The organism is Streptomyces sp. NPDC030820 (assembly GCF_055572075.1).
In genome coordinates, this window is record NZ_JBVIEB010000018.1 from 22,728 (window position 1) to 35,689 (window position 12,962).

Genomic DNA, 12,962 nt, shown 5'->3' on the forward strand with positions numbered 1-12,962 from the left:
CATGCGTTTTCTCAAACGCTCAACGCTTCCGGCCGAGTTGAGCGTTTCGAGCGTTCGAGGGAGGTCGGCCGCACCTGAACGGCGGCACCCCCGTCGTCGTATCTCAGCACGGGGACGACGGAAGGAGAGCCAGGTGCCGACACCGCCCGATCCCGAACTGCCGCATTCCCGCCCGGTCCTGGAACCCGTCCGGGTCCTGCGGCCCCGCCGCCTCGACGGCCTCGCGGAGCTGATGCGCGAGATGGAGAGCCTTCCGGCGCGAACGGCGCAGCCGGACGAGACGGAGACACAGGAGCTCCCGCCCGTACCGGCGCGGCCCCGCACCATGCCCGCTCTACGCCGGACCGCCGTCGCCGGGGCCGTGGCAGCCGCAGCTCTCCTCGGTTTCGGGTGCGCCCTGCTCCTCACCGGCCGCCAGCAGGCCGCGGCGACCGCGCCCCCGCACCGGCCGGCGGCGACCGCACCGCCCGCCACGGCACCGGCACCGACCCGCACCGCATCCCCGGCGCCCACCGCCGCCACCGCGGCCACCGACCCCGACGGCCCCGGCACCCTCCGCCCGGGCGACACCGGCCCCGAGGTCACCGAACTGCAGAAACGGCTGCTCCGCATCCCGGACGTCTACCGCGACGGCTCCACGAGCGGCACCTACGACGCCGACCTGACCGCGGCCGTGGCCCGGTTCCAGCTCTGGTACGGCATCAGCGGCGACGAGACCGGCGTCTACGGCGACGACACGCGCCGTGCGCTGGAGTCGCGGACCAGCCTGGGCGACGATTCATGAGAGGGGCGCAGGGAAACCCCGGGAGAGCGGCGCGGACCGCGTCCGGGCCTTTCTGCGCACGCCGAGGCCGGGCCGTAGCGGCGGACGGGAGCGCGGTGCCATGACGGACGTGAACGGGACGCGGAGCACGGGGGACGTGGACGGCGGGGCGGGACCGGCAGACGTGGTCGGTGCGCCGAGCGTGGCGGGCGGCGGCCCGAAGGCCGGCAGGAACGGCGCCACGGACGGCTCTGCGGAAGGGTCCGCGGAAGGCTCCATGGCCGGCTTCTTCGCACGGCTGGACCCGGACATGTGCGTGGTCACGGCCGTGGCCGATGGTGAGCGGGCCGGGTGTCTGGTCGGCTTCGCCTCGCAGTGCTCCATCCGGCCGCCCCGGTTCACCGTCTGGCTGTCCAAGGCCAACCACACCTACCGCGTCGCCCGGGCCGCCCAGCACCTCGGCGTCCATCTGCTCACCCGCGACCAGCGGGACCTCGCGGAACTCCTCGGCGGCGAGACCGGCGACAAGATCGACAAGTTCGCGCGCCTGGAGTGGACGGAGGGCTACGGCGGCGCGGTGGTGCTGCGGAACTCGGCGGCCTGGTTCGTCGGCACCATCCTCCACCGCACCGACGGCGGCGACCACGTCGGCTTCGTCCTGGACCCGGTGCAGTGGGGCGCGGGACGCGGCGGGCCGCTGCTGCGCCTGTCCGACGCGGCCGGCATCAAGGCCGGTCACCCTGTGGACTGAACGGATTCGAACACCGCGAGACACCCCGGGGGAGACATTGCCCCGGCGGTGGCCCGGCGTCATCATGGGCAGCCCGCGGCCGACGGCCGCGCGTACCGCCGCACCACGACCGAAAGTCAGCCCGATGACCGGCTCCCGCATCCCCGGCCTGCTCGTGCCCGCCGTCTTCCTGCTGGCCCTCGTCGTCGGGGTGCTCTGGTACTGGCGACACCGCAACGACGACTGATCCCGGCCCCGCCCCCGGCGGCGTCACCGGGCCACCCGCCCTCCGGGCGGACGGCGGGAGTTCGACGACAGGACCTAGTCGTCCGTGTCCCGTTTGTCCGCCACGTCCGTCACGTCCTCCAGGGGCACCCTGATGTCCAGCACGCACACATCGTCGCGCCCCTCCTCGGCGAGCATCGTGGCGAGCAACGCGTCCAGGGATCCGGACGCGCCGCAGCCCTGGTCGCGCACCGCCTCGGCCAGCCGGCCAAGGCCCGCTTCGAGGCTCTCGCCGGGGCGCTCGACCAGGCCGTCGGTGTACAGCAGCAGCCGGTCCCCGGGCTCCAGACCGAGTTCCGCCGCCTCGAAGACCGGGGCCGCGCTCGCGCCGAGCAGCATGCCGCCGGGCCGGTCGAGATAGCGCACCTCGCCCCGGCGCGCGAGCAGCGGCGGCAGATGCCCGGCCTGCGCCCAGGCGAGCAGGCGCCGACGGGGGTCGTAGCGGGCGAGCACCATGGTGGCGGTGGTCTGGCTGTCGCGGGAGTGCAGCAGCAGGTAGTTGAGCCGCGTCAGCACCCCGGTCAGCGAGGAGCCGGTGGTGACCATGCCCTTCGCGCTGAACCTGAGCTGAGCCATCGTGGCCACGGCGTCGACGCCGTGGCCCGCGACGTCACCGACCACGAACAGCGTGTTCTCGTCGGGCAGTTCGATGGCGCTGAACCAGTCGCCGCCCACATGGATGCCGGACTGGGCGGGCAGATACGCGACCTCGATGCGCAGCCCGGCCAGCCGCACCGGCTTGCTCGGCAGCGGCAGCAGGGCGTGCTGCAGCCGGGCGGCCAGGGCCCGCTCCGCCTGCAGGATCCCGCGCTGCAGCAGCATCGCCCGCTCGCTCTCCACGAGCGCCAGTTCCGCGCACCGCTGCCGGGTGAGGTCCTGGACGAAGCCGTGCACCTCGACGGTGGTGCCGTCCGACGCCGTGACGGCCTCCGCGACCAGCCGCAGATGCCGGACCCCCTCGGGCGTGTCGATGCGGAACGGCACGTCGAACCGCCGGGCGTGGCGGACGAGTTCGGCGATCGCGTGGGTGAGCGGGCCCGCGTCGTCCGGCAGGGCGATGTCCGGGAGCCGTTCCAGAGCGAGCGGCGGCTCGGCCTGCGAGCGGCCGAGCACGGTGTACGTCTGCTCGGACCAGGAGACCTCCCGGGTGACCAGGTTCCAGTTGGCCCAGCCGAGGTTGCCGAGCCGCTGCACATCGGCCAGGCGCTGCTCCTGCCGCTCGGCCGGATCATGCCGCAGCCAGGTGACCAGCAGTCCCTCGCCCAGCGGGGCGGCCCGCACCGAGTAGATGGCGGTCACGGGCAGCTCGCCGACCACCTCCTGGTGGACGAACGGCTCGCTCTCGAACGGCACCCCCGCCTCCAGCGCCTGCAGACAGCCCTGCCACAGCGGCTCGTACGCGAGGGCCGGACAACTCTCCAGGACCTGTCTGCCGGCCAGCTCCCGGGCGGACCGGCCGAGCACGTCGACCGCCTCGGAGGTGGCGGCCTCGATGCGGTAGTCCGCCACCTCGCCGGAGGCGGCGCGCAGCGGAGTCAGCAGGATCGCCGCGCCCGGCAGCGCCTCGAACACCGCCTGCACGGTCAGGGCGACGGCGTCGCCGGTGTGTTCCTGCGGGGAGTCGAAGGCGCGCAGCCGGCCCGCGCACAGCCTGGCCACTGCCCGCAGCAGCCGCCGCTCGCGCGGTTCGAACGGCCCGCCGCGGCTGCGCCACACGCCGAGGGCGACACACGCGCTGTCCCCGGCCGGCATGGGCAGCCAGGCCCGGCTGGGCCAGCGCGCCGGCGCCTCCCCGATCATCAGGTACCGGTCGTGGTCCCCGGAGAGGTCCTCCAGCCACTGCGGCTCGCCGGAGCGCAGGGCGTCGAGCGGGGCCATTCCGGTCACGGGGGGTAGGTACCGCCACTGCGCGGCGAAGGTCGTGTCGACGCCGGCGTGCCCGATCAGTTCGAGCCCGCCCTCGGGCCGCCGCGCGTACAGCATCACGACATCGGCGTCCGTCTCGGGCGCGAGGTGGTCCAGCAGGCACCAGGCCAGCTCGTGCGGCGTGCCGACCCGGACCAGGTCCCGGCCGATGTGCCCGAGTGTCTTCGCGAGGTCCACCGTGCCGGTGGGCGCGACCTTCCAGGGGCCGGCGGCCGGCGGTTCTTCGGGCGACGTGCCGTCCGGCTGCGCCTTCGGCGGCGGCAGGGCGCCGAGCGTGAGCCAGCACTGTTCGAGGAGCGTGCGGTTGCCGTCCGCGGCGCGCCGCAGCAGCTCCTCGTGCGCGGCTTCCGGGGAACATCCGGTGACGGCCATGAGTACGCCTTTGGCCCGCTCCTGGACCGCCGAGGTGGCGGCCAGGTCCCGCAGCCGTTCCATCTCCGCGCGCTGCCGGGCCACCAGTCTGGCCAGTGCGGCCGGGTCGCCACCGGCGGGATTCGCCGGGTGAACGGGCTCGCTCGTCACGCGACGAGCATGGCACATCGGGGCCCGCTCGATCACTCTTCTGGCGGGTCGGGTTTCGTATGAGCTTCACACAAGCTTCGTACGATCGCCCGGAGGCACGCGCGAGTCGTCCGCGCGAACCCCGCACGACGAGGGCGGGTGGTGCGCCGTCGACCGACGGAGCCGGTGGAGGCCTGCGGATCAGCGGCCGGTGCCGCGTCCGGCCAGGGCCTCGCTGACCGCGCGGACGCTGCGGGCGATGTGCTGCAGCTGCAGGACCTCGGCGGCGTACAGCTTGATCGTGTGCTCGATGACCGACTCGGGCAGGCCGAGCATCGGCAGCTCGGCCCGCGCGGTCTGCAGTGCCGTCCGGGCCACCCGGATCTCCTGCTGGACCTGCAGCTGGGCGTGCCGGGCCAGTAGGACGGGGTGGCGGATGAGGGCCGGGTAGCTGGCGTAACGCGCGGGGATCAGCTCACGCAGCCACTTGGCCGCCGAGCGCTCCCAGTCGTACGAGCCCGGCGTCTTGACCTGGCAGGGCCAGTCGGGGCTGATACGGGTGCTGGTCAGGGGCATGGTCTTCGCTTCCGGTGTGCGGCGTCGTGAGGGTGGTCCGACGGGTGCGGGGCGGCCCCGGCCTAGGGGATGGCCGGGGCCGCCACGGGCGCGTCGCGCAGACGGCGCGCCCCGGTACACCCCGGGCGCCGACGTGGGTAGGGGACGGCGGCTGGGGGTGTCCGTGCGGGGCCCCGGGCGTCGGGAAACCGGCGCTGCGCGGTGACTGGCATACGCATGGGCGGTCCGTCGGCTTTCTCGGGGCGGTGTGCGAGCGGTGAGTCCGCGGGTGCGGAACGTGCCCGGAGCGGGCCGGGCGCGATCCGTGAGCAGTATTTATATATGCCGTCCGGTTTGCAAGACGTATGAAAACATTCATGCGTGATTTGTCGTGGATGATCCCCGTCCATGGCAGGGGAGACCGCAGGATCTTCACCGCATCCGGCCCCGCGGCGCATAAATACGCCGGATTCAGTCCTTCATGAAGAACTGGTGCTGGTCGGAGAGCTGCTCGTACTTCTCCAGCCGGGCCTGGGTGCGCTCCGGATCGGCGTCGGTCATGGCCTGCAGCAACGCGGCCGCCATCACACCCGGCGCGGCGTAGGAGTCGAACACCAGCCGGGAGCCGGTGCCGGTGGCGAAGGTGACGTCGGCCTCGTCGGCCACCGGCCCGAGCGCCAGGTCGGTCACCAGGGCGACCTTCAGACCCGCGCCGCGGGCCACCCGGACGGCCTGCAGCGTCTCCTGGGAGTGCCTCGGCATCGCGAAGGCCAGCACCCAGGTGCCGCCCGCCTCACGGCACTGCAGCAGTGCGTCGTAGGCCACGCTGCCGCCCCGGGTGACCAGCCGCACGTCGGGATGGATGCGCCGGGCGGCGTAGCCGAAGTACTCGGCGAGCGACTCCGAGATGCGCAGGCCCAGCACCGTCAGCGGGGTGGAGCGGGACAGCTCGCGGCCGACGCGGATGATCTGGTCGGGGTCGGCGAAGTCGCGCCGCAGGTTCTCCAGGTTCTCGATCTCGGCGTCGACGGCCGCCTGCAGCTCGTTGGCCCGGTTCTCCTCGCCCGGTCCGCCGGCCAGCGTGCTCAGAGCGATCGACTGCAGCCTCTCGCGCAGCGCGGGGTAGCCGCTGAAGCCGACGGCGCCGGCGAAACGGGTCACCGAGGGCTGGCTGACCCCGACCCGGTCGGCCAGCTCGGTGATGGACAGGAACGCGGCCTCGGTGATGTGCTCGATCAGGTACTGCGCGATGCGCCGCTGCCCCGGCGACAGACGGGGGCCGTCGAAGAGTTCCCTGAGCTGCGAGGTCGGGGCGGCCTCGGCCGCAGGCACGGTCTTGCCGGACGTGATCGCTGATGCCTGTGCGCGTGCCTGCTGCGGCGAGGGCACCGGTCCGCCTCCTTTGTCTGCCACAAGCACTCAACATAGCTCACCCACCGTCAGGAACAGGGGGGTGAGCAGGAGGTTTCAGCGCCGGAAGAGGCTGATCGAATGGCCCACCTCACCGGCCGGCCGGCTGCTTACGACCAGCTCGGCGAGCCGTCCGCGCGCTTTGGCGAGCGCGGAGTCCGAGACCGCCAGCAGCCCGTGCACCTGCTCCGGCGGCACGGTGCGCGGATCGGCCGCGTGGATGCCGTAGTACGACGGCACGCCGCTGCCCTTGTACACCAGCCACACCCGCTCGCCCGGGTACCGCTGCCGGAGCCGGTCGGCGAGCCGGCCCAGGTCCTGTCCCCAGTCCACGTTCGAGTCGTGCAGCAGCCGGTGGGTGTGGGCGGGGCCGCCGAAGGCCTCGTTGGAGTACGGCAGGTAGTACGGGAACGTCCGCAGCGAGCTCACGGCCGTGCACAGCACCAGCGCGGCCGTCGCGGCGGCCGTCCACCGCCGGCCGGGCCGGGGCACACAGGCCGCCGCCACCGCGAGGGACATCGGCACGAACAGCGCGTACCGAGTGCCGAAGTCCCGCGACCCCGTCATGGCCGCCGCGAGCAGCACCCCGGGCGGCAGCAGCACATACGGCGCCGCGGGCCGCAGCCGCCGCACGGCCACGACCGCCGCCGCGCCCGCCGCGCCGAGCGCCAGCAGCCCGAGCGGCGTCTTCACCAGCAGGGCGGCCGGCAGGTAGTACCAGAGCGAGCCGGTGTACAGGTGCCCGAACAGAAAGCCCTGCCACGGTTGGTCCTCCAGCCCGAACTGCACCCGCATCCCCGCCCGGTAGGCATCGGGCACCGGCAGCAGGTCCACCAGCCGGCCGCGCAGCCCGTGCAGTGCCGGGACCGGTTCGGCGGGGGAGAACCGCAGACCGGGATCTACGGCCAGATACGCGGCCCACACGACAGCGACCGCCACCACCGTCACGACGACCGCACCGCCCAGCGCCGACAGCGCTTCCCGGCGTCGCTCTGCCGGGCCCGTGAACGCGGACAGGACCCGCTGGAACCGGCCTGTACTCATGTACCGCCCATCGGTCGGATGGGTGTCCCGTTCCGGACCGACGTCCGCGTCCGGCCGCGCGTCGGCCGGGTGCGTGGCCCGTTCCCGGTCGATGTCCGTGTGCGGGCCGCCCGTTGGGCGCTTGGCCCGTACCCGGCCCGTGCCCGCCTCGGGCCGGCCCCCCGGCGGCGGCGCCGCTCCCCGGCGCGCCACCAGGACCGACGCCGCGGCCAGCGCCATCAGCACCGGGACCGCCGGAAGTGCGCTCATCTTGGTCGCCACGGCCGCGCCGAGAGCCACCCCGGCGAGCGGCAGGTACAGCCGGGGCCGGCGCCGAGCCCGCCACACCAGCCAGGCCGACGTCAGCACGAACCCGGCCATCGGCACGTCCAGCGTGGCCAGCGAGCCGTGGGCGATCAGATCGGGCGAGAAGGCGTACAGCGCGAGCGCCACCAGGCCGCCCGCCGTGCCCGTCAGGTCGCGGGCGAACGCGAAGGCGACCAGGCCGAACAGCAGCGTCAGCAGGATCACCGGAAGCCGTGCCCACAGCATCACTCGCCAGGGGTCGTTGCCCGACTCGTACAGCAGATGCCGGCCCACATCCCCCTGGGTGCCGGTGTACGACGGGTGGTAGTGCGGGTTCGCCACCGCCACACCCGGTGCGATCAGCAGTTTGCCGAGCGGCGGGTGCTCGGGGTTGTAGCGGATCCGGTGCTCGTGCAGATAGTCGGTGGCGGTCGCGACGTACACCGGCTCGTCGATGGTCGGGGTCTGCTGGACGGCCGTGGTGACCATCGCCGCGGCCATCTGGGCGAGCAACAGCGCGGCCACCAGCGGCACCAGCCACCGCCGATGGCGGCGCAGCCGGGCGTGAAGGCGGGCGGGAGCCGCCCGTCGCGGGCCCTCGGCGGCAGCCGCACGGGTGAGGAGCAAGTGCTGTTCGCGCGCCATCATCCGCCCCGCGGTGGCACCGGCCGAGGCGCGGCGGAAACGGTCGTGGGCCGGATCATGGCCCTACTGTCGCACCGTTCCCGCCGCCGGAGGCGTCACCGCTTCACGAGTCGTACCGACAGACCTTCTGCCGTGTACACGGGTACGGCCCGCAGCCGGTCGGAGTTCACCTCTGTCCGAGTGAACCGGCCGCGCAGCCGGGGCACGTCGACGACCGGCAGGGTGCTGCCCTCGGCGGGCGGCCGCCCGTTGTCCAGCCGCAGCGACAGCACCGCCGAGCCGCCGAGCACGGCGAGGTGCCCGACCGTCACCGGTGCCTTGCGGCCGGCCCGCAGGGTGACCTCCAGCGTGCCCGCGTCCTGGGCGTAGGCGCCCCGCACCCGCAGCCGTTCGGCCACCTGCAGGGTGCCGCCCGCGACCCGCACGTCCCCGTGGCCGAGGGCGTCCTCGGAACCCGCGACCAGCGTGCCCTCGGCCAGCACCGTCCCGCCCGTGTAGCGGTTGCGGCCGGTCAGCGTCAGTGAGCCGGTGCCGCGCTTGGTCAGGCCGCCGCGCCCGTCGATGTCGTTGCGCCAGGCGTCGGCCGCCGAGAAACCGCCCGCCGCCGCGTCCAGTGTGACCGACACGTCCGCGTCGAAGGCGCCGTAACCGTCCGCCGCGGCGAACAGGTTCAGCCGCCCCCACTGCTCGAAGCCGTCGAGGAGGACGTACCCGGAGGGCAGACCGGTGGTGCGCAGCACCTCGCGGCGCTGATCGGCCGTCAGATACGGCAGCCGGGTCTCCAGCAGCACCTCCGCGCCCTTCGGCACGGCCAGCGGCAGATCGCGGCCCTGCCGGGTGAGGACGTACGTCAGCCGGGGCCGGACCGCGCGGGCGCCCGCGTCCCGGTCGGCGTACGGGTCGGTGCCGGTGTGGGCGTAGGCGTACAGCGTGTCGGCGGTGGTGCCGGTCTGCGCGGTGAAGAAGGCGAGAGCCTGGGCGCGGGCGGCGGCCTTCAGACCTGCGTTGGCCGGGTCGGCCAGGGTGGCCGCGGCGAGTGCGGTGGCCATGATCCGGCCGCCGATGACGTCGACGGGGTGGTGCATGCCCGCCACGATCCGGGTGTGGCTCAGCTCGAACGCGCGGGTCACCAGCTCCTGGAAGCGCTCGGGTACGGCGTAGGCGTAGGCCAGCGCGGCCAGGTGGAAGGCGTTGGTGTGGCCGCTCGGGAAGCCGCCGTCGTCGGCCGGGGAGGTGCCGCGCTGGCGCAGCAGCTGCGGGGCCACGACCACCGGCGAGTCGTACACGGGGCAGCCGAACGCGTCCGTCCGCCCCGTGTCGACGACCTCGCTGTCCTCGGTCAGGCGCCACGGACGCGGGTACTGATAGGCGTACTTGGCGGGGTTGCCGGAGGCGTAGGGGCCGCGCACGGTGTCCACCAGTTCGGCGACCTTGCCGAGGGCCGAGTCGTGGGCGCCGGCGCCGAGCGCCGAGCCGGCCGGGGCATCGGCGGGCACGGAGTCGCTGACGGTGGTCGCGGGTGTGCCGTCGGGCGCGCTCGTGATCGACGTGACCGCCTTCGCGCCCGCCTGGTAGAGGCCGGCGAGCGGGCCGAGGCCGGCGATCAGCGCATAGCTCTGGTGCTGGCGGTCGTAGACGAACGCCTCCTTCGCCTGTGCGTCGGTGCGCGTCTGCGTGACGCGGACGCAGTAGTCCAGGTCGGCGCGCAGCACCTCGGGGCGCAGCGGGGCGCCGGTGTTCCAGGCGGAGCCGGTCTTCCACACCTGGGCGAAGCCGCCGAGGATCCGGACCACCGCGTTGGTCTCGGGCGTGAGGTTGGCGATGACGTTGGTCTTGTAGTCGTCCACGAACGCGGCCGGTGCGGTGGCGGCCTTCGCGTCGGCCGCCGGCAGCCAGGCGGCGACGGCCGGGGCGGCGAGCATGCCCGCCGAGGCGGCCAGCGAGGTCTTGAGGAACCCGCGCCGGTTCGGCACGGAGGAGGGGTGCCCGGCAGGTGACGGCATGCCTGTGCCTCTCAGGAGTCGGCCACGGGGGGTGGCCGGCGGGATGTGCCGACTTGTGCGATCCCGTGGAGAAGAAGGGAGAAGAAGTTGAACTGCTGAATATCTAGGGCTGCGGTGTGTCTCACGGGGGAGGCCCCGGTGATCTCCGCGTGGTCGGCGGGTGAACGCGCCTTCTGCGGTGCGATGTTCGCCATGTCGACACTCGCGCTCGCCCCGACGCTCATCTGCTTCCTCGTCTTCCGGAAGAGACTGGTGCAAGGCCTGGCCACCACCGGAACGAAGGGCTGAACAGCGTGCATCTGCCCTACCAGCGCGGCCCGCTGCACGACCTGCCGGATACCGGGGACGCGTACGACGCCGTCCTCGCCGACGTCACCGAGCAGGCCCTCGCCCGGATGACCCCCGAGGGCAGCCTCGAACACCCCCACGCCCACGACGACATCGGTGACACCTCCCTCGGCATCACCTCACTGCTCGCCCTCGCCTGGCAGCGCGGCAAGGACGCCCGGCTGCCGGAGGCCGTCCGCCGCAGCCTCACCTTCCATCTGCGTGAGCGCGTCTACCATACGGACAACCCCGGATACCCGAATCTCAGGGTCACCAACTCTGGCCTGCCGTATGCCCGTTACGTGCTCGAGGCGGGCGCCCACCCGATCGGCGACTGGCCCAGCACGGTCTGGGCGCTGCTCCAGGCGGTCAACATCCTCGACGCCGCCGACGGCCTCCTGGACGACGAACAGCGCACGGCACTGCGGGAGGTGGCGCGCGGCTACTGGCGGTGGCTCACCGAGGCCACCTTCTTCAACCCGCAGATGGCGGGGAACCAGGCCATCGGCTGCGTGGTCGGCGGCCTGATGCTCGCCCGTCATCTCCCGGACGGTCAGGGCGAGTCGGTCCGGGCGCGAGCACTGAGCCTGTACGCCGACGAGATCCGCGCCCACCGCGTACGCGACCGCGGTGCCCTCCTGCCCCCCGAGCACGGCGGACCCTACGACAACAACTACGGCCCGATCTCCCTGTCCTTCCTGGCCCAGGCGCACCGGGTCAGCGCAGAGCAGATGTTCGCCGAGGACGGCGACACCCTCGCCCGCTACATCGACGCCCGGCTGACGTCCGGCGGCTACGACAAGGGCGGCCCCCGCTACAGCGAACAGCACTCCGGCTTCGAATCCGTCCTGGGACTGCGCTACTTCGGCGCACGCATCGGCTCCGACCTCGGCCGCTACCGGGGTGACACCCGCTGGGGCCGGCACGCCGTCCAGCGGGACGGCCGGATCGACGGGCACTTCGCGTTCATGCTGGTCTGGCAGATCCACGACACCACTCCGTGGCACCGCGCGCCATCGGAAACCCCCCACCGGCACCAACTGCGCTCCGGCACGGTGTCCGTGGCCTTCGACGGCCGGATGACCCCCTCGCTCATCGAGGCGGGCGGCACCTACTACCTGCCCGCGGCCGTGCGCCGCCGGCACGGGTTCGGGCCGGTCACGGACGGCTTCCTGCTGTGCCGCCCCATGGGCGAGGTCCGGGTCGCGGACGTCCGCGCCGACGGGCTCACGGCGAAACTGGTGACCAAGCCCGTCGTCGGCAACGACCACGTCCTGCGCCATGTCCGCTCACTGTACGTCACCGACGGTACGAGCCTGTGGGTGACGGTCGCCGTGGAGCGGCTCGACGGGGCGCCGTACCTGCTGTCCGGGCTGCCGTACGCCGCCGACGACGGCGACCGGGTGCGCCGTACCGCCGAGGGCGAGGTCACCTCGGCGGGGGGCCTGCGCCTCACGCACCCCACCGACCCGGGGCCCGACCACTTCGACGCCCGCGCCGAACTCACCCAGGAACAGGCCGCGTTCGCGCTCGCCGCCGACCCGCGCGGCTATGGCGACCCCGACGAGGGCTGGCGCCACCTGGTCTCCTCCAGCGCCCTGGAGGCCGAACCGGCGCCGGGCGCGCCGGAGGGACTGCATGTGTTCGCCGTGCGGTACGGGCCCGGGCGGCCCCTTCGCACCCGCGTTCGAGGAGGGTCCGGACGGTTCATCGTCCGCACGGAGGCGTTCAGGGCGGTGGTCGGCGCGGTGGCGGGCGACAGCCGTGGGGAGCCGTCCCTCACCCTCCACCGCTGAGCCTCGTCAGCGCTCGGGGAGAACCGGCGCCGGCAGCGTGCCCGCCGGCACCACCAGGTCCGCCCGCCCCCGCGTCGTCGCCACCAGGTCGGCGTTGCGCTGATCAGTGCCCAGCACCCAGGCCACGGCCCTCCCGTGGTCCTTGCCGAACTCCTCGTGCCGGGCGATCAGCCGGCGGATCCGCTGGTCCTCGTCCGTCTCGCAGAACCACACCTCGTCCAGACACGGCCGCACCCGCGCCCACGAACCCTCCGTCACCAGAAGGTAGTTGCCCTCGGTCACCACCAGCCGGGCGGCGGGCGGGACCGGGATCGCGCCGGCGATCGGCTGCTCCAGCACCCGCTCGAACCCGGGCGCGTACACCACCTCGTCGGTCTCCTCGCGCAGCCGCCGCAGCAGCGCCGCGTACCCGGCCGCGTCGAAGGTGTCCGGCGCGCCCTTGCGGTCCCGGCGGCCGAGCCGGTCCAGTTCGGCGTCGGCGAGGTGGAAGCCGTCCATGGGCACGTGCGCGGCCCAGGGCGGCCCGTCGGCGTTCAGGGCGCGCACCAGGCGCTCGGCGAGGGTGGTCTTGCCCGCCCCGGGGCTGCCGGCGATGCCCAGCACGGCACGCCGGTCGACCCGGACGAGGCCACGGGCACGGTCGAGGAGGTCGTCGAAGGTCAGCGGCACACTGCAGAGTGTCTCACCAGGAG

10 protein-coding genes are annotated in these 12,962 nt (G+C 73.5%); 4 read left to right on the plus strand and 6 right to left on the minus strand.

The window, feature by feature from the left end:
- Positions 1–133: 133 nt before the first annotated feature.
- The gene (locus ACZ418_RS36560; protein WP_468371549.1) at positions 134–784 is read left to right on the plus strand and encodes a peptidoglycan-binding protein; all 651 of its coding nucleotides are present in this window, start codon (positions 134–136) and stop codon (positions 782–784) included.
- Between the two features lie 256 nt (positions 785–1,040).
- Positions 1,041–1,514: a flavin reductase family protein gene (locus ACZ418_RS36565; protein ID WP_468371711.1), complete on the plus strand. Its 474-nt coding sequence runs from the start codon at positions 1,041–1,043 to the stop codon at positions 1,512–1,514.
- A gap of 300 nt (positions 1,515–1,814) precedes the next feature.
- Here ACZ418_RS36565 and ACZ418_RS36570 read toward each other — a convergent pair whose 3' ends face one another.
- The 5 genes from ACZ418_RS36570 to ACZ418_RS36590 all read right to left on the minus strand — a co-directional run bounded on the left by ACZ418_RS36570 (position 1,815) and on the right by ACZ418_RS36590 (position 10,147).
- On the minus strand, positions 1,815–4,244 hold the full coding sequence (locus ACZ418_RS36570) for a SpoIIE family protein phosphatase (protein ID WP_468371550.1): 2,430 nt from the start codon (positions 4,242–4,244) through the stop codon (positions 1,815–1,817).
- A gap of 162 nt (positions 4,245–4,406) precedes the next feature.
- The gene (locus ACZ418_RS36575; protein ID WP_451003076.1) at positions 4,407–4,781 is read right to left on the minus strand and encodes a hypothetical protein; all 375 of its coding nucleotides are present in this window, start codon (positions 4,779–4,781) and stop codon (positions 4,407–4,409) included.
- Positions 4,782–5,231: 450 nt separating this feature from the next.
- Positions 5,232–6,149: a MurR/RpiR family transcriptional regulator gene (locus tag ACZ418_RS36580; protein WP_468371552.1), complete on the minus strand. Its 918-nt coding sequence runs from the start codon at positions 6,147–6,149 to the stop codon at positions 5,232–5,234.
- A 78-nt stretch (positions 6,150–6,227) separates the two neighbouring features.
- Positions 6,228–8,147: an ArnT family glycosyltransferase gene (locus ACZ418_RS36585; protein ID WP_468371554.1), complete on the minus strand. Its 1,920-nt coding sequence runs from the start codon at positions 8,145–8,147 to the stop codon at positions 6,228–6,230.
- A 92-nt stretch (positions 8,148–8,239) separates the two neighbouring features.
- Complete coding sequence (locus tag ACZ418_RS36590; protein ID WP_468371556.1) at positions 8,240–10,147, minus strand: phosphatase PAP2 family protein; 1,908 nt, start codon at positions 10,145–10,147, stop codon at positions 8,240–8,242.
- Positions 10,148–10,285: 138 nt separating this feature from the next.
- Between ACZ418_RS36590 and ACZ418_RS36595 the strand changes: the two genes are divergently transcribed.
- Together ACZ418_RS36595 and ACZ418_RS36600 are read left to right on the plus strand one after the other, a co-directional pair.
- Entirely contained in the window at positions 10,286–10,435 is a 150-nt protein-coding gene (locus ACZ418_RS36595) for a hypothetical protein (protein WP_468371557.1), read from the plus strand.
- 5 nt (positions 10,436–10,440) lie between these two features.
- A complete protein-coding gene (locus ACZ418_RS36600; protein WP_468371558.1) occupies positions 10,441–12,270 on the plus strand; it encodes a hypothetical protein in 1,830 nt (609 codons plus the stop codon).
- Positions 12,271–12,276: 6 nt separating this feature from the next.
- Here ACZ418_RS36600 and ACZ418_RS36605 read toward each other — a convergent pair whose 3' ends face one another.
- On the minus strand, positions 12,277–12,939 hold the full coding sequence (locus ACZ418_RS36605; protein WP_468371559.1) for a nucleoside/nucleotide kinase family protein: 663 nt from the start codon (positions 12,937–12,939) through the stop codon (positions 12,277–12,279).
- Positions 12,940–12,962: the final 23 nt, after the last annotated feature.